General features: G+C 28.5%; 17 protein-coding genes and 1 pseudogene. 5 read left to right on the forward strand and 13 right to left on the reverse strand.

What is annotated here, in order from left to right:
* Positions 1-52: 52 nt before the first annotated feature.
* From HKO22_RS00175 to crcB, 5 genes are all read right to left on the reverse strand, one after another.
* Positions 53-1426, reverse strand: a complete 1374-nt coding sequence (locus tag HKO22_RS00175; protein WP_169967630.1) for a M56 family metallopeptidase — start codon at positions 1424-1426, stop codon at positions 53-55.
* Positions 1423-1806, reverse strand: a complete 384-nt coding sequence (locus HKO22_RS00180) for a BlaI/MecI/CopY family transcriptional regulator (protein ID WP_075658878.1) — start codon at positions 1804-1806, stop codon at positions 1423-1425. The genes HKO22_RS00175 and HKO22_RS00180 overlap by 4 nt, the downstream gene beginning before the upstream one ends.
* 189 nt (positions 1807-1995) lie before the next feature.
* On the reverse strand, positions 1996-4071 hold the full coding sequence (locus HKO22_RS00185) for a sensor histidine kinase (RefSeq protein ID WP_169967632.1): 2076 nt from the start codon (positions 4069-4071) through the stop codon (positions 1996-1998).
* A complete protein-coding gene (locus HKO22_RS00190) occupies positions 4071-4769 on the reverse strand; it encodes a response regulator transcription factor (RefSeq protein WP_169967634.1) in 699 nt (232 codons plus the stop codon). Before HKO22_RS00190 ends, HKO22_RS00185 begins: the two co-directional genes overlap by 1 nt.
* Positions 4770-4855: 86 nt before the next feature.
* Positions 4856-5218, reverse strand: coding sequence for a fluoride efflux transporter CrcB (crcB, locus tag HKO22_RS00195; protein ID WP_075658884.1), 363 nt, complete (start codon positions 5216-5218; stop codon positions 4856-4858).
* Positions 5219-5304: 86 nt separating this feature from the next.
* Between crcB and HKO22_RS00200 the strand changes: the two genes are divergently transcribed.
* Positions 5305-6624, forward strand: a complete 1320-nt coding sequence (locus tag HKO22_RS00200) for a uracil-xanthine permease family protein (protein WP_328818307.1) — start codon at positions 5305-5307, stop codon at positions 6622-6624.
* A 100-nt stretch (positions 6625-6724) separates the two neighbouring features.
* Positions 6725-7882 (forward strand): alanine racemase, encoded by a 1158-nt coding sequence (gene alr / locus HKO22_RS00205; RefSeq protein WP_169967636.1) that lies wholly within the window; start codon positions 6725-6727, stop codon positions 7880-7882.
* Positions 7883-8038: 156 nt separating this feature from the next.
* On the opposite strand, the gene HKO22_RS00210 is transcribed toward alr, so the two are convergent.
* From HKO22_RS00210 to HKO22_RS00230, 5 genes are all read right to left on the reverse strand, one after another.
* Positions 8039-10534: an FtsX-like permease family protein gene (locus tag HKO22_RS00210; RefSeq protein ID WP_169967639.1), complete on the reverse strand. Its 2496-nt coding sequence runs from the start codon at positions 10532-10534 to the stop codon at positions 8039-8041.
* Entirely contained in the window at positions 10521-11210 is a 690-nt protein-coding gene (locus tag HKO22_RS00215; RefSeq protein WP_075658888.1) for an ABC transporter ATP-binding protein, read from the reverse strand. The genes HKO22_RS00210 and HKO22_RS00215 overlap by 14 nt, the downstream gene beginning before the upstream one ends.
* Positions 11211-11310: 100 nt before the next feature.
* On the reverse strand, positions 11311-12288 hold the full coding sequence (locus HKO22_RS00220) for a sensor histidine kinase (protein ID WP_169967641.1): 978 nt from the start codon (positions 12286-12288) through the stop codon (positions 11311-11313).
* The gene (locus HKO22_RS00225; protein WP_169967643.1) at positions 12275-12940 is read right to left on the reverse strand and encodes a response regulator transcription factor; all 666 of its coding nucleotides are present in this window, start codon (positions 12938-12940) and stop codon (positions 12275-12277) included. The genes HKO22_RS00220 and HKO22_RS00225 overlap by 14 nt, the downstream gene beginning before the upstream one ends.
* Entirely contained in the window at positions 12921-13136 is a 216-nt protein-coding gene (locus HKO22_RS00230) for a helix-turn-helix domain-containing protein (protein ID WP_169967645.1), read from the reverse strand. Before HKO22_RS00230 ends, HKO22_RS00225 begins: the two co-directional genes overlap by 20 nt.
* Before the next feature lie 272 nt (positions 13137-13408).
* Between HKO22_RS00230 and HKO22_RS10940 the strand changes: the two are divergent.
* Positions 13409-13498, forward strand: a pseudogene (locus HKO22_RS10940) (recombinase family protein); the annotation flags it as partial.
* 36 nt (positions 13499-13534) lie between these two features.
* Positions 13535-14206: a DUF4368 domain-containing protein gene (locus HKO22_RS00235; RefSeq protein WP_235932783.1), complete on the forward strand. Its 672-nt coding sequence runs from the start codon at positions 13535-13537 to the stop codon at positions 14204-14206.
* Positions 14207-14293: 87 nt separating this feature from the next.
* On the opposite strand, the gene spoVG is transcribed toward HKO22_RS00235, so the two are convergent.
* Entirely contained in the window at positions 14294-14602 is a 309-nt protein-coding gene (gene spoVG / locus HKO22_RS00240; RefSeq protein WP_169967647.1) for a septation regulator SpoVG, read from the reverse strand.
* 160 nt (positions 14603-14762) lie between these two features.
* Between spoVG and murC the strand changes: the two genes are divergently transcribed.
* Complete coding sequence (gene murC / locus HKO22_RS00245) at positions 14763-16148, forward strand: UDP-N-acetylmuramate--L-alanine ligase (protein ID WP_169967648.1); 1386 nt, start codon at positions 14763-14765, stop codon at positions 16146-16148.
* 268 nt (positions 16149-16416) lie between these two features.
* On the opposite strand, the gene HKO22_RS00250 is transcribed toward murC, so the two are convergent.
* Positions 16417-18687, reverse strand: a complete 2271-nt coding sequence (locus HKO22_RS00250) for a stalk domain-containing protein (RefSeq protein WP_169967649.1) — start codon at positions 18685-18687, stop codon at positions 16417-16419.
* Between the two features lie 1216 nt (positions 18688-19903).
* Entirely contained in the window at positions 19904-20560 is a 657-nt protein-coding gene (locus tag HKO22_RS00255) for an aspartate/glutamate racemase family protein (RefSeq protein WP_169967651.1), read from the reverse strand.
* Positions 20561-20562 lie beyond the last annotated feature (2 nt).

The raw sequence follows: 20562 nt of genomic DNA on the forward strand, positions 1-20562 counted from the left end.
AAATCTCCATTCTTATACCTCTTTGGATTCAAATATCTCATAGATTTACCTCCTACCTAACATAACTACTTATATTTATTTTATAAGTTAAAGGATTTACAGACTGATTAATTATAATAACTTTATAACTACTTCCACTATTAGCTTTGATTTTTAAATTTACTCCTTGATTGTATCTTGATTCATATATTATATTTCCATTTTCTTGTATGATAACTGTATAATCTACACCGCCTCTACAATACATTTCACTTGTTCTTATAGTAAATCCATTATGGTTTTTTCCAAAAAGTGAACTCATGTTAAATGTATATGTCTCATGATCTAATCCTTCTAATGTTCTTTTTTCATCTATATTAGCTGATCTCAAACCATTAGTTGGGATTTCATATAAATCTAGTTTTTTATACTCTTCATCTCTTATTTCTTCAACTCTATTGTCCACATTTACATAAACTTCTTTTATTCCCTCTGTATCAGATATAACTTGATTTTCGTCTACCTCAATGGCATTGGTAAACACTGGTATGTACAAGAATAATAAAAATATTAAAGTAAATGTACCTGACATTGTTTTTTTCCAATTTTTCATGTTCAACATCCTTTCCTTAGTTGGGCTTAAATTTAAGACAAATTTATCATTTTCCCTTTGTCTTTCTACCAATTTAAGCATTGACTGGCAATAATTTTTCCTATTTTCTAAAGTATCTCCTCTTTTTTCTATAACTATTTTGTCGCAGTTTATCTCTATATCTTCTTCAAAGTATTTTAAGCTAATTATTAAAAAGGGATTGTACCAATAAAGACATATTATTAAATTTTTTAAGTGACTTAATAAAATATGATATCTTTCTATATGTACTAGCTCGTGAGTTAAAACATGTTCTAATAAATCCCAATCCTTCAAAATGCTTTTTTGCAATATTATTTTTGGTTTTACTATGCCATAGGTTATGGGCGTGTCTATTTCATCATTTATATAAATTTTAATTTCTCTTTTAATATTAAATTTTTTTAGAGATTTATTTAAATGAGTCCTATCTTTTAATTCAATAGAATTACTTATAACTTTTTTAAATTTTATAAATTGATATAGTGTATAAATAATAACTAAACTTGACCCTACTACCCTATTAAGTCTTGATAAGGATGGGAATTTATATGTCATATTTATTACTACTTGATTTATAAAAATTGATGGTGCAAAAATTGTTTTTAAAAATTTGGAAGTTCCATAAGTTTTTACGCTAAATAATATATCTTTTGGAAATATTAAATATATTAAAAGAAGAGTCCATAATATAATATTTGCGCCTTTTATGCTTTTTAAATTTAATCTCTTTCTAAAAAGTAAAATTAAAATTATTATTAAAATAGACTTTAAACTTTTATATAGAAATTCTGAACTCGCTATACTTATTGTCATTTTTCTTCTTTTTCAAAGTCATTAATTATATTTTTCATCTCTTGAACTTCTTCTTCACTTATTTTATTGTCCTTTAAAAAAGTTCTACAAAAATTTATAAAGGAACCTTGAAATAATTTGTCTATGGCTTCTTCTCTTTGTTTCTGCAAAGCTTCTTCTCTTGTGACTATGGGTTTTATTGTGTACTTAGGATACCTTCTTGTAATTGCACCCTTTTCTAATAACCTTCCAAAAAATGTGTAGCAAGATGTTTTACCCAAATCATATTTTTCCTTTAATACTTTGGATAATTCTAGGGCTTGGATTTCTCCATTTTCATCTAAACACTCCCCTTCCCACAAAACTTCCATTACCATTATTTCTCCATTTGATAGTTCCATTTTTCTCACCTCTTGTTCATTATTGTTAGTATTTATATTTTCATCTCGAGTATACATCGCCACTTTATTTTTGTCAAGTTTTAATAATAGAAAAAAGTCCGGCGAAATAATTTTCCACCGAACTTTCTTCTGCACTTATATTTAAAATCCTTTTAAGCATATTTATTAATATCTTTTAAAATTTTTATTTTAAAATTCTATGGTAACCTTAAATAAATCTCCATCAATATCTATATAAAAGCTTGCACCATGAGCTCTAACAAAGGATGATGCTATTGATAGTCCAAGACCTGAGCCTGATGTCGTCCTTGATTTTTCACCACGAGTAAATCTTTCCATAAGTTCATCCGAAGAAATATTAAGTGGATACTTAGAAATATTTTTTATAGTGAGTTTAATACCATCTTTGTTAAAGAGATCTACATATACTCTTGAGTTTTCTAAAGCGTATTTAGAAATATTTGAGAATAAGTTATCTAGAACCCTTGAAAATTTTTGTCCGTCAATGTTAAGCATTACCTTATCTTCAGGAAGATTTGAAATTATTTCTAAATTCTTTTCTGCAATTTTGTCTTCCCACTCTCCTATTGACTGTTGAACAAGAGAATTAAAGTCAAGTTCTTGTCTATCTAGTTCAATATTGTTTGATGTCGCTTTTGAAACTTCAAATAAATCTTCGATTAAGACTTTTAACTTGTTGGACTTATCATTGATTATTTTTGAATACTCCTTCACTTGTTCTTCAGAATTATCATCCTTAGATAATAGGTCTGAATAATTAATTATAGATGTCAGTGGAGTCTTTAAGTCGTGGCTGACATTTGTTATTAGTTCTGTCTTTAACCTTTCAGATTTTACTGCATCTTCAATGGCAAGGTCTAGGTTCTCTCCAATATTGTTAAAATTATCAACTATGCCATCATAAAGACCACCATTTTTCTCGATGTTCTTCTTATAATTTCCCTTAACAATTTCACTAGACTCTCTGGAAATTCTTGCAACTTCATTTATGTTTTTTAGAATTATTATATATATGAAAATCCCAAATAATATCATTGGAATTACTATTCCTTCAAGAGCAGAGGAATATAATGATGCAAAGAAGAGGAATACTATAAACAGCACAAAACAAATTCCAAAATAAACTAGGGTAAATTTAATTTTTGCATCTTTAATATTTTTATTTTCTTCATCTATATTTGAAAATTCTGAAATAGCACCAGTAAAAATTCTATAAATTAGAGAATTTTTAAGAAGATAATTTTCTGTATTTTTGTTAAATATGCTCTTTAATAAAATTACCAAATAATTTACTGTTAGTGAAACAATTACAAGACCAATTAAATATAAGAAATAGAAAATATACAAATTACTGTAAATTTGATTCATGCTTGATATTCCTGCACTAGAAACTACAAAAATTACAAATAGAATGATCACAAGTTCTATTGGAAGTTTGAAAACTTTACTCAAGCTTTCACTGCCATCAACTTTTTCAAGATTCATAAATAGTCCAAGTATTGCAGAAAGAACAGCTGCAATTAATACGCTTACTCCAATTTGCACAAAAACTTGGTCTCTAAATACATCTCTTTCAATTTCTTTAAAGACTTCATCGTCTAATGATGTGTAATAAGCAAACTTTAGATTTTTAACATTATTATTACTATTTAATTTACTAAAGGTTTCATTTAGAGCCGTCTTAAAAGACTTGTCAATAAAATTGTAGTTACTATCCATAAGTCTTTTACTTTTTTGAACTTTGTCAATCACTATACTATCATCAATTACCGAACCAGTAATCAAAAAGTCATTATTTCCCATTTCAATTTCTAATGGATCAAATTCATTTTTTTCATATTCATTAGTTAAGTAAAAAGTCTTGTACTCAGATTTTATTTCTGGTTGATCTATCATACCTTCATCCAAATAAAGTTTTGGGTCAAGTCCCTTTTCTTTTAGGGCATCTTTTTTCTTTTGAGCTTCAATTACTCCTCTATCTGTAACAACATTTCCGTTTTTGTCAAAATATTTTAACTTATAAGACTTTATAGCATAGTTAAATTCTTTATAACTACTATAAAAATCATCATTGTTATTTACTGACTGATTTAGAGTGTTATAAATCCTATTTTCTGTCATATTTCTTTTATAAGATGAATCCGGATTCTTAGAAAATAAAAATCTACCTGCCAAAAGTGAAATAAGTGATATACCTAAAATTATTAAAGCATAATAGGATAATTTGTAAGAATTTTTTTTCATTATTTTCGCCTCAAATCTTCAAATTTGTAACCAAGTCCCCACTGCACTTTAAGATACATTGGCTTCTTTGGATTTACTTCGATTTTTTCTCTAATTCTTCTAATGTGAACTGTCACAGTCTTTGCCTCCATGGCTGGTTCATTCCACACGCTTTCATAAATTTCTTCAATGGAAAAAACTCTATTTGGATTTCTCATGAGAAGCTCCAAAATTTTAAACTCAATAGAAGTAAGACTAACTGGCTTATCTTCAACATAGGCAATTTTCTGAGATAAATCTAATTTAATGCTACCTATTTCAATAAAGTTTCTGTCATTTTTTAAATCATAGGCATAAAATCTTCTCAAGTTGCTCTTAACACGAGCAATAAGCTCCATTGGATTGAAGGGCTTTTGAATATAATCATCAGCGCCAATATTTAGTCCGAAAATTTTGTCAGTGTCTTCTGATTTAGCAGATAAAATAATTATTGGAACAACAGAAATTTCCCTAAGTTTAATAATAGCTTCTTCGCCAGATAAATTAGGCATCATGAGATCCATTATTATCAAATCAATTTTTTCATTTTTAAAAATTTTTATGGCTTCAAGACCATCATAGGCATAAAAAATATTAAAATTTTCATTTTTAAGATAAATTCCAATGGATCTTGCAATTTCCTTATCGTCCTCAGCAATTAAAATATTGTATCTATCCATTACATCCCTCCTTGTTTAATTATAATAGCAAATAATAATTACAAAAAGCTGAACAAAATCTTACAAATTTCTTAAATTACACTTTATTAAACTCTTTCTAAAATTAAAAACCTTGCAAAATCTATTGCAATAAGAGAAAAAACTATGCTAAGGACAGCGTAAAAAATTGAATTCAAAAAATTTCCATTATTTTCCAAATTAAATATTTCAAAGGCAAATGTAGAAAAAGTTGTAAATCCTCCACAAAATCCAACTTTCATAAATATTACAAGTCTTGAATCTAATTTGTTTTTTTCTGCGTAAAAGGCAATTAATGCAATCAAAAAAGATCCTATTACATTTATTATAAAAGTTGAAATTGGAAAATTTCCTCCACTTTTTATATTATTAGATAAAAAATATCTTAATAAAGACCCAAGCGCTCCACCTAATGCTACAAATAAATACATATTTACCCCCTCTAATATTATTGTATGTCAAATACTTATATGCTAAAATCATTTTTGTTATAATTATATTAAAAAAGGAGTTTATTGTGAAGGAATACATTGGAATGAAACTAGAATATGAAGTTGATGATAAACCAGGATTTTTAAAATCTTCACTACTTGGATTTCAAAACATCTTGACTGCTTTTAGTGGAATTATCGCTGTACCACTGAGTATCGCAGCAATAGCTGGCACTAATGTGTCAGAAACTTCTATACTTATTTCTGCAGCATTACTTGCATCTGGTATTTGTTCTTTTATACAAACTAAGGGAATTTTTAAAGGTAATGCAAAAGTCGGCATAGGTCTGCCAACAATTATGGGAACTGACTTTGGATTTGTGCCACCTGCCAATGCTGTCATTAACACTATGGGCGGTGGACTTGCAGGTTACTTTGGTGCAACAATTTTAGGTGCACTTTTAGAATTAATACTTAGCTTTTTTATCAAACCTCTTTTGAAATTTTTCCCAGAGGTCGTTACTGGAACTGTTATTACACTAATAGGAATAACTATGATGCCTGTAGCTTTTGATTGGGTTGGAGGAGGATACGGTGCAGAAAATTATGGAGATCCGCTCTTTATTGGAATTGCCGTCTTCACTTTTCTCCTCATAATTTTTATAAATCATTACGGAAGAGGTTTTGCAACAACTGCATCAGTATTTATTGCAATGATAATTTCTTATATTATTTGTATTCCAATGGGGATTGTCGATTTTTCACAAGTTGCAGCCGCACCTTGGATAAAAATTCCAGAGTTATTCCCCTTTGGAGTTAAATTTGATTTAAGATTTGTCGTTCCCTTTATCGCAGGTTATCTTGTAACTATTATAGAAACTGTTGGAGTTATGAAAACTCTTGGCACCGTTTGTGAAGTTGACCTTTCTGATGCCGATATCTCTAGTGGAGTTAGAGCTGATGCTATTGGTTCAATGTTATCACCTGTATTTGGTTCAGGAGCAGCCCAAACTTTTAGTCAAAATGTTGGGTTAATACCACTTACAAAATGTGCATCTAAAAAAGTTGCTCTTTTCTCATCTTTTATATTGATAATAATGAGCTTTTGTCCTAAATTTGCTACTTTAGTTTCAATTATGCCTTCACCTATTCTTGGAGGTGCAGGTATTCTAATGTTTGGTACAATTTTAGGTTCAGGTATGCAAGCACTTAGCAAGGCGAAATTTTCCACAAAAAATATTATGATTATAGCTGGAGGGATTGGCGTTGGCATTGGTATTACAATGAGACCTGACATTGTTTCAAAACTTCCAAGTTTAATCTCAGCACTTTTTTCATCTGGTATATCTGGCGGAACTATTGCAGCTGTAATATTGAATATTTTACTAGTTGAAAAAGAATATTAAAGAAACTGCTCTCGTGGCAGTTTTTTTGTACAAATATTTTATAAAACCTTTTACTATGCTATAATATTAAAAGAAATTCTCGTTTTGAAAGGATAATAAAATGAAGGACTTTTTAACAAGACCAGCTTGGATTGAAATAAATTTAGATAATTTTGAAAATAATATTAAGGAAATTAAAAATCTCGTGGGCGATAGTACAGAAGTTATGAGTGTTGTAAAAAGCGATGCTTACAGACTTGGTGCTCTTCCCCTTTCCTATATATCTACGGAACTTGGAGTAAATTTTTATGCAGTGGCAACTCTAGGTGAAGCTTTGACTTTTAGGAAAGAATTTCCCAATTCGGATATATTGATCCTTGGCTACACTCCACCATATCTATATGAAGATGCAATTAAAAATAATATTACGCTTAATCTTTATTCCCTTGATGATGCTAATAATCTTGATGCTATTGCAAAACGAATGCTTAAAGTTGCAAAAATTCACATTGCCGTAGACAGTGGAATGTCTAGAATTGGATTCATTCCTAATAAAGATTCTTTAGATAAAATCATAAATATTTTCCAACTTAAAAATATTTATGTGGAAGGTATTTTTTCTCACTTTGCAGCTTGTGAATCAGATCCAGAATTTACGAAAAGGCAGTTTACCTACTTTACAAACTTTATAAAAGAAATTGAAAGTAAGGGCTATAATTTCAAATATAGACATATTGCGAATTCTTCTTCTGTTTTATATCATAGAGAGTATGATCTAGACATGGTAAGACCAGGAATAATTCAATATGGTTATACTGACAGTGAAAAACTTCCAGAAGAATTTAATCTAAAAGAAATCCTTTCAATAAAAGCAGAAATATCTTCTATAAGAAAGGTAAAATGCGGTGAAACTGTTGGCTATGAAAGATTTTATAAATGCACTAAAGACACAAAAGTCGTAACTCTACCCATTGGGTATGCAGATGCCTTTCCACGAATTTTATCCGAAAAAATTGAAGTATTAATAAATGGAAAAAGGTGTAAACAAATTGGTTTAATCTGTATGGATCAAATGATGATAGATGCAACAGGTGTTGATTGCAAAATTGGTGATGAAGTTGTTTTAATCGGCAAACAGGATAATGAAGAAATTAGAATAAGAGATATATGTAAATTTTCTGGTGATTGCGAAACATCTTTTATAACTCATCTTAATAGGAGATTGCCAAAGTATTATTACAGACATGGTGAACTTGTTCATGTTTCTAAAATGGATTAAAAATTATAAGCACAAAGATCCTTGATCTTTCTAATTTCCTTATGAAAAAAGAGAGCCTTAAGGCTCATTGAATTAGGGATTTTAGAAAAACTGATTTAAAGAGTCTTTAGGTGGCAATAGAAAAGGCTATGAGTTTGAATGCTCACAGCCTTTTTCTTATATACTCTTGAAAGTATTATCTGAGTTTTCGTTTATTGTTTTAAGACCACTTTTTATTGCTACTAAAACCCCTGCAATCATAAATACAAATACTATTATTAGAGGGATATAATTCATATTTGCTATAAGACCTTTTATCGCAAATTCTAATTCATAGTTACTCCTATAGGCTCTCAATGCAATTCCCATAATGAACATAAAGATATAGGCTAAGAAAATATTTTTAAACAATCTCTTTCCTTCTCCAAGGACCATCTTTTTCATTTGCTTTTGTGTCATACCTGCTGTTGATAGAAGTTTAAAATCATTGGCTCTTGCTCTAAGGTTGCCTTTAAAACTATTATAGGCATTGGAAAGAGCAATTGTTATAAGAATGATTTGGATAGCTAGATTTAAAAGTCTTTCATTCCTTATTTGTTCTTTATCCATAGCTGCTCTAATAATTTCTGTAGAAGTGCCATGGTCAGATTTTGGAACATAATTTGAAATCACTTTTTCTGCATCTTCAAATACTTTTTCTTTATTATTATCAGCTTTAATTTTTACAAAGTAATAATAGACTGGGTCGCCTTCATCTATTCCATATTCATTAATAAATTTTTTCATAGTACTTTCACTTGTAAAGATAGATATTTGATTGTCATTATAAGCTTCTAGATTATAAGGCATTTCATCAATACTTGAATCTATTTTTATAGGCATGGACTTACCATCTGCATTATATTTTAAAGTAATATCTCCAAATCCCTTATCAGAAATTTTTATATACTCACTAAAAGCATACGGAGTTTTATTATCTTTTCTTATCTTATTAAGTAATAAATAAGATGCATGAGAGATGTTATTTTCTTTTAAAAGCTTTTCAAAATCTTCATCTGTTAAAGCATATATACTAGCATATAGTCTATCATTTTCTATTTTGCCACTAGCTAAAGAATCTTTTAAGTCTTTAGAAATTAAATCTTTATTATCGTCAACATAAAATTTTGTGTCATTTCTTTGATATAGGTGAAGCTCTTTTATTCTGTCAACTTTTTCTAAATCAGCTAATAAGTTTTTATCTAAATTCTTATCAGTGTAAATACTTGAATTAAAATTGTAAGGACTTTTATAAGAGTTATATTTTTTATTCAAAGTTCTATATGATTGACTAACTAAGACAGCAGTTAACACAAAGGCAGACAGAACCATGGAAATTACAATAATTCGATAGGTTGAACGATAAGACCTGTAATAATCTTTTGCTAAAGTCTTTTCTATAGGTCCATTTATTTTTGACTTACCCAATTTAATGTTTTTTTCTGTAATCCCATTTAAACCTTCTATAATTTTTATTTTTGTACTTTTCCTAGCAGGGATTATCGCAGATAAATAAACTGTTAAGATTGACAATAATATAATCATTATTATAGAAATAGGGTTTGGATAGACGAAATAAAAACCTGGGGATTTTAAACTTTCTCCCAATATCTCAGACATATTTTTATAGGATATTGAATTATTAAGCCACATTAAGTATAAGAGAAGATTTGCAAATGCCAAAGATAGAATTGTTCCCAAGGCTATTGGTAAGGTTGAAAGTTTAAAAGCTTTCTTTCGAATCATTTTTTTGACCTGCTTATCTGTCATACCTGTGCTTTTTAATAGAGCAATTTCCTTTAAATCCCTATTGTTCCATACATTAAAAGAACCATAAATGATAAAAGCAAAAAGTAGGCAAAGAAAGAAGCCTGCTCCATATTTTTCTATAGCTAAGTTTACAACACTCTTTGGTGGGATGATTCCTTTTGGATAGACCATCTTATATTCTAAGATATCTTTATTATAAAAAACTCTCCCAATATCTAAGGCATGGTTCTCGTCAATATTCATTTCAGACAAAACTTCCCTAGTTTTTGTATAAGTATCCCTTATATTTTTATACCAAATTTGGGCTTCTATTTCATCATTTTTTTCAAATAAACCTTTCTTGTTATCACTTTCAGTCAAACCTATAAGCATAGACTCTTCAAATGATTTAGAATAATCATCATAAACTCCAACTACTTTATAAGTTTTATCACGAACAGTTATTTCAGAGCCCAAATCATACTCTTTACTTTTTATTAAAAATTTCTCTGGAACTAAAATCTCGTTTGAATTATTAGGTTTTCTTCCCTCTTTAATATCAAAACCTATAAGACCAGTAGAATCTCCAAATTCATAGATAGTTGCATTTAAATCTGTCTCTATGATTTTATTAAAAGAAATTTTTTCTATATCCTCATCATTTATTAATTTATCATAAAGTTTCTCGTCAATTTCACTAATTGACACATGGTAGTTTCCAACATTTTTCTTAACATAATTATACTGTTCGGTTCTCATTGCATTAAAGATAAAAATTACAGTTCCTAGTAGAATAACTGCTAAAAGTATGGAAATTTTAATAGCAAAACTGTCTTTTTTATTATTTTTTACAGCTCCATCAGCTAGGTCATTAATAATTTTCATAAGTTCCATCTCCTAAGAAATTTAACCTACCATCTACCATTCTATAAACCTTGTTACAAGAATTTGCTACTTTTTCATCATGAGTTATTATCATAATTGTAGAATTTAATCTCTTATTTACAAGTCTGAAAAGTCCTATGATTTCTTCTGAGTTTTTCCTATCAAGATTTCCTGTAGGTTCATCTGCTAAGATTATGGCAGGTCTTGTAATCAAACTTCTGGCAATGGCAACTCTTTGTTGCTCACCACCGGATAATTGTTTTGGATACCTATCAAGCTTTCCTTCTATTCCTAGTATCGATAAAATTTCCTTTAAATATTCTTCATCTACTTTTTTATTGTCTAATAAAAGAGGAAGTAGGATGTTTTTTCTCACATTAATATTTGGAATGAGGTTAAAAAATTGGTAGACAACGCCAATATTTCTTCTGCGAAATACTGTCATTTCGTCTTTGTTAAACTTGGTAATATTTTTATCTTGAATAAATATATCACCACTTGTTGGTGTATCTACTCCTGCAAGTAAATGAAGTAGTGTAGATTTGCCAGAACCACTGTCTCCAATAATGGCAACTAGGTCTCCTTTTTCTAGTTCAAAGTTTACATTTGAAAGGGCATTTACTTCTACTCCGCCCTTATATGTTTTTGTTAAATCAACTGTTTTTACTATATTCATATTGTATCCTCCTTAACTTGTCTATATAATACTAGGCTTAAGTGACTGGAGAGTGACTAGAAAAAAGACTATGTCTTATTTTTAGACACAGTCTTAGAATTTAATTATAAAATCTCAGTTCAAAGGCATTTGATTTTTTTCCTTTGTGATATAAAAGTTCTCCATTTTGCCTTTCCATAACAGATTTTGCCATAGGAAGCCCAATCCCATAACCTTTTGAATTTGGATCCAGCTTATAAAAACGTTTAAAAACTTTTTCTAACATTTCACGATCCAAACCTTTAGAAAAATCTTCCACAAATATACTCTTATATAAGTTCGTTTCTTTTAAGTGAATTTCTATATGCCTATCTTCTGTTGCTTCTAGACCATTTTTCATCACATTAAATGCTGCTTCATAGGTCCATTTCTTATCACATATAAGATTAAAATCATCTCCATCAAGGAGAATTTCAACATTATCATTAATAAAATAATCTTTTAGGTTTTGTATGATATCTTCAATTAATTCTCGAGCATATATCCTGTCTCTTGTCATTTCTATTGTACCTGAATCAAGGGCTGCAAGTTTTAATAAAATATCAGATAGATTGTAAAGTCTAAGAAGATTGTCCCTAAGTCTAGATATATACTCTTTTGCCGATTTATCTTCTTCGTCTTCTAATAAGTCAAGTAATAATAGAGATCCGGTTAGAGGAGTTTTTATTTGGTGGGCAATATCTTCCGTATATTCCCTTAAAGTTTCCTTGTTTTTTTCAGCATTTTCAGCTATTCTCTTGTTTTCTATAATAATTTTAATAATCTCATCTCTTAATTTTCCAAATTCATCATCTATAATTTCATAATTATCCGAGTCTATATCCAATGAATGGAGGAGAATAAATATATTATTAATCTTATCTTCTAGCTCTTTTTCTTTTTTATTTTCAATATTTCTAAGAATTAGAAATAAAATTACATTTATTAGTAGAAAATCTATGAGTGTTAGAATATCAAATCTTGGATTGAGATAAATTACAAACAAAGACATCAATAAATTTAGGAATATAGTAAATAAAATTCTTTTATTTTTTCTCATTATCCCACCTATAGCCTATTCCCCTAACTGTTTTTATATGCTCTCCATACTCTCCAAGTTTATTTCGAAGTCTTTTTATAGTTACTGTTAAAGTATTGTCGTTTACTTCATAAAAATCATAACCCCATACATAATCTAAAATTCGCTTCCTTAGTAGATTTACATCTTGATTTTCTAAGAGCATTTCCAATATAGCAAACTCTTTTAAGTTAAGGTCTAGATCTATTCCATCTATTGAAGCTTGTTTTGAAATGAAATCTAAAGATAAATTTTCAAAAGTCAGTTCATCAACCTTTTTTATTTTTCTGCTAAATACATTGTCTATTCTTGCCTTTAGAACAGGAAGAGAGAAAGGTTTTGTAATATAATCATCTGCTCCTTGAGAAAGACCTTTGATAACATACTCATCTTCGTCTTTTACAGTAAGCATTATTACAGGAAGGTCATAAAATTCTCTCAGCCACTTTAAAAAATTAAAGCCTGACCCATCTGGGAGATTAGCATCAAGTAGAATTAAATCAAAATCATTAAAATTAAGATTTTCTGTCTGAGAAAGATTGTTATAAATAATAGTTTCAATATTATGCTTGTTTAAGTAAGTTTTAACAGCAAAGGCAATTGTGCTGTCGTCTTCAATCATTAGTATTTTCAATTCTATACTCCAATACTTCCGATATATCACATTTAAAATATCTACATATCCTACCAAGTATTTCCATACTCACATTCTCATCTCGTCCCATTTTAGCTATGGTATGAGGAGTTGTGTTTATAGCTTTTTGTAGGTCTAATTTATTCATCTTTTCATCTACTAATTTTTTCCATAATTTGTCATAGGAAAATCCCATAATCCACCTCAATATAATCTTCTACTTTGTACAGTTTTTCTATAATATTATACCACATTCTACAACTTAATCTTTACATATTTCTTAAGACGGATTTATTTCCGTCTTTTTTTTCTAATCATAACCATCATTTTTGTCTTAGGGCTAATAAAGGGAGAAATATTTTTTATAACCAGAAAATTCATTTCAATCTTACTTATACAAATAGATGAAGAAATAATTACTCAAATCCTTTAAAAATGTCCTGAGACTATTATAAGACTAAGAAAAGTGTAGACAATCCGAGGTCTGAATGGGCTATCTTTGATAATGTTCATGAGCCTATTATTGATGAAGAAACCTTTGATATTGTAAAAAGGATAAGAAAAACAAGACGAGTTCGTAACAGTTTAGGAGAAATGCCTGCATTATCTGGAATGCTCTACTGTGCAGACTGTGGAGCAAAATTGTATCAAGTAAGAGGTAAAGGCTGGTCTCATGATAAAGAATATTTCGTTTGTGCATCATATAGAAAGCAAAAAGGCAAATGTACTTCACATCAAATTAAGAATATTCAAGTTGAAGAAATTCTTCTTAGAGAAATTAGGAAAGTTACAGCCTTTGCAAAAGACCATGAAGATAAGTTTGTTGATTTAGTTTTGAAGAAGAAAACAATCGAGTTAAATCAAGTATTAAGAAGTCAGAAAAAGGAACTAGACGATTCTAAAGATAGAATTGCAACACTTGACTCTATCGTTCAAAACCTCTATGAAGATAACTTGGAAGGTAAAATATCTGATCAACGATTTGAGAAAATGGCTAAAGCTTATGATGAAGAAGAGCTTTCACTTCAAAAAAGAATAGCTGAACTTGAAGAAACTATTACAAAATTGCAGGAAGAAGAACTTAATGTGGAATCATTCCTAAAACTTGTTAGGAAGTACACGGATATTAAAGAACTCGATCCAGAAATAATTAGAACTTTTGTAGATAAGATTTATGTAGAACAATCGGAAAAAGTTCTAGGTACAAATTTAAAGAAACAAACCATTTGGATTTATTGGAACTTAATAGGGAAAATTGACATATAAAAATCGGCACAAAGGTTAATACCTTCATGCCGATTAAATTTTAAGGAAATAAATCCCTAATTAAGAGCCCCTTATGACTCTCTTATATTATTCTTCTTCAATTTTTTCTTCTTGTTTCTCTACTTCTTCTGAATCTAATTTTTCTTTTACAGCATAATATTCTTTAAAAACAACATCTTCTAATTCTTTTCTTGCTTCCGCATTAATTGGATGAGCAATGTCTCTGTACTCTCCGTTGGAAAGTCTTCTGCTTGGCATTGCTAAAAATAAAGATTCATTTCCTTCTATTATTTTTATATCATGAAGCACAAATTCATTATCAAAGGTTACAGATACTATTGCTTTAAGCTTTCCTTCTGTTGGCAATTTGCGAAGTCTTACATCAGTTATGTTCATACAAGTATCCCTCTCTTTCTTTACCATATTATAGCACAATTAAGATATATAATAAACGTTTTAATTAAAAATTTTACTGTAATTTATTTTAGATTAATGTTTATTGTTTTTTCTTTGTAAAATTTTTGTGATATAATTAAAAAGAATTGGAGGAAGTAATTTGTTTGAAATTAATATAGATGACAGTAAGTATAAAAATATATTTTTCATAGGAATTGGTGGCATCAGCATGTCTGCTCTTGCTGAACTTATGCTTTATAAAGGTTATAATGTATATGGAAGTGACAGAAGTCCCTCTATAAATACAGAAAAATTAGAAAAAAATGGTGCCACAATATATTATGAGCATAAAAAAGAACATATTGATAATATGGATCTTGTAGTTTTTACTGATGCAATTTCCTTTGACAACGAAGAATATATGGCAGCCGTAAAAGAAAAAATTGACCTAGTTGATAGAGCCACATTTTTAGGTGCTATTATGAAAAATTATAAATATTCCATTGCAGTTTCAGGAACTCATGGCAAGACCACTACAACTTCTATGATAACTGAAATTATAAAAGACCTAGAAATTAGTCCAACAATCATGCTTGGTGGACAATTAAAGGACATCGACGGGAATATTAAAATTGGCGATGAAAAATTATTTTTGACAGAAGCTTGCGAATATAAGGCAAATATTTTAAAGTATTTCCCTACTACAGAAATTATTTTAAATATTGACGAAGACCACTTAGACTATTTTGACAACATTGACCATATTATTAAAACTTTTAAGGGCTATGTAGATAATCTTCATAAAGATAATTATGTAATTTTAAATATTGACGACGAAAATGTTAATCCCCTCTTCCCAATTGACAACTGCAAAGTCTTTACTTTTGGAATAAAAAATAATCATGCGAATCTAAGAGCAAAAAATATTGACTTTAACGAAGATGGCTTCCCTGTTTATGATTTATATTTAGATAATAAAAAAATAAATCATGTTGAGCTTTCAGTCCTTGGAATACACAATGTATTAAACTCTCTTGCCGCAATTGCTGCGACTTATGTAAATAATATTCCCCTTGAAAATGCAATTGTAGGACTTAAAAATTATAAAGGTGTAGAAAGAAGGCTTGAAGAAAAGGGTTATTACAATGGAGCTAAAATTATGGACGATTATGCTCACCACCCAACGGAAATAAAATCATCAATTCACGCAATTAAAAATGCTTGTAAGGGAAAGCTTTATACAATTTTTCAACCTCATACTTATACAAGAACAAAGCTTTTATTAGATGCCTTTGCCAATTCTTTTGACGAATCAGATGTAATTATAATTACAGATATTTATGCGGCACGTGAAAAAGATTATGGCGACATTCACTCAAAAACTTTAAGAGATGCGATTTCTGAACACAGAGACAATACCTTCTACATCTCTGGCTTTGATGACATAGTAAAGTTCATTAAAGAAAATATTAAAAAGGACGATGTTGTTGTAACTATGGGTGCGGGCGATGTATATAAAATTGGTGAAATGATTTTAGAAAAATAAATTTAACAATGTATTGGAACTCCTTAGAGTTCCTTTTTTTATTGACAAATCATCAAATCAAATTCAATGTATTTGATGGATATAATAAAAATCGCAAAATATTCTTAACACTCAGATTCTCCTTTTATCTCTCTGAAAATCTTTTTATTTTAATTCAATTATTTCTTTGTAAAATATTTTATAAACTATCTTTTAATTATTTATAAAAAAGATCCTATAGAAATAGATTTTAAAATCTACATCTATAAGATCTGTTTTATAAATTCATCTAGTTAAATAAATTTACAGTATTTTTAGAATTGTTCTCTGATTCATTGTTAAGCTTATCATTTTTTGTATTAGCAGAATTATTTTTATTTGTATTTTTATTTTTTGCATTTAAATTATTTTTTGAATTATTTTCTTTATTTTGTGAATTGTTAACTGCATTATTTGAATTATCATCTTTTATAGTTTCATCGTTTAGAGAATTTTTATCTTCAAAATAAGATATTTCAATTTCACGAGTTTCATTTATATAATTTACAACCATATCCAAGTTTTCTGCAATAAATCTAATTGGCACATAAGTCCTATCACCCTTAATTATTGCAGCTTGATCGATGTTTTCGTCCTTTCCATTAACTTTTATAGTCTTTGAATCAATTTTAAGCTCAAAATTTTTTCCTTTACTGTCAACAGTTACAATTCTATTATCATTATCCCAATTTACTTCTCCACCAATAGCTTCAACAATAAATCTAAGTGGGACTAAAGTTCTGTCATTCTTTATAAATGGTTTAGCATCCATTTTTTTTGCTTCACCATTAATACTATAATTTACATCATTGACTTTCATCTTTATTAATTTTGTATTTTCATCATATAGTGAAAGTGTAGAAGTTTCGTCGCCAAGTTTTGCAATTATCTTAGGATTTCTGCCATAATCTAAAATATTAATATTAAAATTATTTGGATCGACGCTTGCCTCCATATCCTCAAAAGAATAATTTATAACTCTTGGGGAGATTTTTACTTTTCTACCTTTATATTCTCCACTTGCGTCAAGACTTAAATTCATTCCTCTTTTTATAAATTTATTTTTTGCATCAATGTTAAATTTTGTGTAAGCAGACTTATCAGCTACATTGATTTCTTTATTTATATTTTCACCCTTATTTGTTGTAATAATTAAGTTAAACTTTCCTGGATTCATAGAAAGATATGACAATCCATTTAAAATATTTGTTCCATTAGAATTGTCAGCAATTGTATAAGTTCTATCTTTAATGTCAATAGGATTTAAAAATTCATCCCATGCTGATTTTAATTTTAAATTAAGCGTTTCTCCAACAATCGTATCTAAATCACTTTCAAACTTTATATCAGAAATAATATTTGTATTTGTAGTTGTGTTGAAAACTCCAAGTCCATTTACCACTTTTCTCTCACCAGCATTCTTTTCTGGATTTGTAACTCTAGTTCTCTTTAAATCTCCTAAATTTCTAACAACCATTGCAGTTGAACCGCCACCATCTAAATTCATCGCCTTAAAAGCTCCAAGATCTAACATAAATTGCGACAAATCATTTAAAGACATACCTGAAGATCTATTAGTCTTTCCCTCTGCTGATACAATGTATACAGTTTTTCCATCCTGGCTTATTCCTAGGGCTGTTCTCGCTCTAACACCGCCAATTGAAGTTACATCCTTAGTATATTTTTTAATCGCACCATTTTCCACAAGAAGTGCATGACCACCAATCATCATCTTCCAATTTCTATTTGGTTCAATATTAGTTTTAATTTCTAATTTGTCTCCAACTTTAATATTTTCACGAACAAATCTTTCTGACTCTCCACTTATTTGTAAAATTTTCTTTCCATCAGGAATTTTCATATCGATGTTTTTTCTATACACAATTTGTTCCACAATATTATCCTTTGAAAGAAGAACCTCACCAGCAGTGCTATCTCCCCTTGATTTAGAAGACCAAAAAGAATTATACATTTGAATTTTTGATTCGTGAGAATATTCCTTAGATGGTTGATACCAATAATATGTCTTGTTTAATCCGTCAATTGGATAAGACTTGCCATTAGGAGCTGTTACACTTCCTATAAATTTTGTGCTATTAATAAAGGCAGTATTATTTTCATCAATACCAAAAGACCATATATCAGTTAAAACTGCTGGAGATGATTTCATATCACCATCGATTATAGATGCACCTAGTGGTACACCTTGAAGTTGCATTGTAAAGAAATCTCCATTTACAAGAGCAACAGCATTAGTTCTATCGGCCATTTGTGAGACAGTTGCCTTATTTGTATAAGTACCACCTCCTGCAACAGTATTAATTTTTATATGAGGATTATTTAAATCAACTTTAACAACATTTACCAAGGTATCCTTTTTATCTCCAGTAACTTCATATTTATATCTAACAACTCCTGGAGCAATTGGCTCATTAAATAATAACTTGTTTTCTGCAAAAACATTAATAGTAATAGTCATTAAAAATATAGCCACTATTAAACTAAATCTTTTTTTATTCATTTTATCAACCTCTCTTACATAAAAAGTATAAAGGAATATAATAATTTTCTCAAAGAATTTTTGCATTTGTAACAAAAACTTAATTATAAAACTAATTTAAAAAATTTGTAAAAAAGTTATGATGTTCTGTTGCAAAATAGATAATTCTATTCTACTCATCGCTTTTTTATTAAATATTTGAATTTAGTCATTATCTTTTTTGATTGGATAATTTTTTTAGATAGATTTATCTTAAAAATATCTAAATTTAATAAAGCTATACTTTTGAAAAAAATTTCTTAAGCTTTTTTCTATATTTATAACTTTTAAGTTTTTATTTATTATTTTTGATGTTAATTTATTTAGATTTTTTTCTATACCTTCTTTTGATCTCATTAGATTATGTTATAATCAAGGTACTTTTTTCTTTGACAGAAATATGCATTGTTTGTAAATAATAAATATGCCTTTTTAGAAATGCTACTAGATGGTTTTATTGTCACATATATTTAACAATCCTAGAAATTTAAATCTTCTAACCAAAAAACAAGTTTACAGCTCTATTTAGATATATAAAAAATTGGATATAGCTTACTTTTAAAAATTATATATAAACAACGATACTTTTATAAAAAAGTATCAGCTTATCTTAATCAGGATAAGCTAATACTTAAAATATTTTACAATACTTTTCTGTTTGATTTTCTAGTTATACAATTGATATTTTTTAATTAGTAAATTTAATCAAATATTGTTAATTATTTATTTAAAACTATTTTAAAAATTTATAAATCAGACCTATATTTATAAACTATTAAAACTGATTTAACATTTGTCCCTTCAATTAAATCCTCCAGACACTCTTTTTTATTATGTATATGAATCATATTCTTATCTTCATCATAAGTAGAGCCTGTATTTTATTTAATTGAAATAAAAAGCAAAGTATTTCTACTCTGCTTTTACTAAAAATTAAATTAATTTAATACAAATATCACTTACATTTCAACCAGAGCATCACTTTGAAGTGGTTAAACAATACTGTTGCTATTGAACACACTAAATCTTCATATGATTCATCATATAAGTAATCAGATGTAAAATCTTCAATTTTTAACTGGGTTGTATATCCATTATCTTTTGATGTTGTTCCAGCAGTATAAATTAAATTTCTAATACTTTTTGCTGGTATATACTTTCCTTAAGGCATGTAGTTTTTATGACCATTATAATCATCCTAACTCAATTTAAGTTTATAATATTTATATTTAGCATAGTTATCAGCTATCATCATTGACACTATTATGCCATCAAATACGTCTTTTTTTAAATGTGATTCTATAAAAGCATCTATCCCTACAAATCCTGCACAACCCAACACTATTGAATCAGCTTCGTTTTTATTCAAGGAATCAATGGAAGCATTTAATAAATCATCTTTTAATTCATTATTCGTTTGCTCTTTTGGATATCCTACATCTACAAGTCCATCTAAAGCCCCATATCTATTAGTCATATCAATTTTTAACTTAACAGTTTTATCCGATGAACCAATAATAGAATAAGTTTTCCCCAGCATCTTAGAAAATAATATTGAACATTCTCCAATCCCTAAAATAATTTTATCGGTTAGTTTTCTTAATTCAAATAAGTTGGGGTCTAAGTGACAAGCTAATATAAAAATATCGTAATTTTCTTTGTTTTCCTTTATAATCTTTGAAACTCCATCAAAAGTTTCTTTAATAGTTTCTTCTGAAAAAACAAATTTAGGACCACTATTCGCTCCAGCTACATACACTTTAATATATTCAGTTTTAAACAAATCTATAACCTCTTTGATTTTAGAGGTCATTTCTTGGTCGCTATTTGGATTGATTATAAGTGCTTTTAACATAA

This window comes from Peptoniphilus faecalis, from assembly GCF_012976305.1.
GTDB classification, from domain to species: Bacteria; Bacillota; Clostridia; order Tissierellales; family Peptoniphilaceae; genus Peptoniphilus_A; species Peptoniphilus_A faecalis.

Bases quoted from the DNA above. Each gene is read 5' to 3' on its own strand.
- HKO22_RS00180 (WP_075658878.1), bottom strand. From the start codon at position 1,806: ATGGAACTATCAAATGGAGAAATAATGGTAATGGAAGTTTTGTGGGAA.
- crcB (WP_075658884.1), bottom strand. From the start codon at position 5,218: ATGTATTTATTTGTAGCATTAGGTGGAGCGCTTGGGTCTTTATTAAGA.
- HKO22_RS00210 (WP_169967639.1), bottom strand. From the start codon at position 10,534: ATGAAAATTATTAATGACCTAGCTGATGGAGCTGTAAAAAATAATAAA.
- HKO22_RS00190 (WP_169967634.1), bottom strand. From the start codon at position 4,769: ATGGATAGATACAATATTTTAATTGCTGAGGACGATAAGGAAATTGCA.
- HKO22_RS00250 (WP_169967649.1), bottom strand. From the start codon at position 18,687: ATGAATAAAAAAAGATTTAGTTTAATAGTGGCTATATTTTTAATGACT.
- spoVG (WP_169967647.1), bottom strand. From the start codon at position 14,602: ATGAACATAACTGATGTAAGACTTCGCAAATTGCCAACAGAAGGAAAG.
- HKO22_RS00235 (WP_235932783.1), top strand. From the start codon at position 13,535: ATGCCTGCATTATCTGGAATGCTCTACTGTGCAGACTGTGGAGCAAAA.
- HKO22_RS00175 (WP_169967630.1), bottom strand. From the start codon at position 1,426: ATGACAATAAGTATAGCGAGTTCAGAATTTCTATATAAAAGTTTAAAG.
- HKO22_RS00220 (WP_169967641.1), bottom strand. From the start codon at position 12,288: ATGAGAAAAAATAAAAGAATTTTATTTACTATATTCCTAAATTTATTG.
- alr (WP_169967636.1), top strand. From the start codon at position 6,725: ATGAAGGACTTTTTAACAAGACCAGCTTGGATTGAAATAAATTTAGAT.
- HKO22_RS00230 (WP_169967645.1), bottom strand. From the start codon at position 13,136: ATGGGATTTTCCTATGACAAATTATGGAAAAAATTAGTAGATGAAAAG.
- HKO22_RS00255 (WP_169967651.1), bottom strand. From the start codon at position 20,560: ATGTTAAAAGCACTTATAATCAATCCAAATAGCGACCAAGAAATGACC.
- HKO22_RS00185 (WP_169967632.1), bottom strand. From the start codon at position 4,071: ATGAAAAAAAATTCTTACAAATTATCCTATTATGCTTTAATAATTTTA.
- HKO22_RS00215 (WP_075658888.1), bottom strand. From the start codon at position 11,210: ATGAATATAGTAAAAACAGTTGATTTAACAAAAACATATAAGGGCGGA.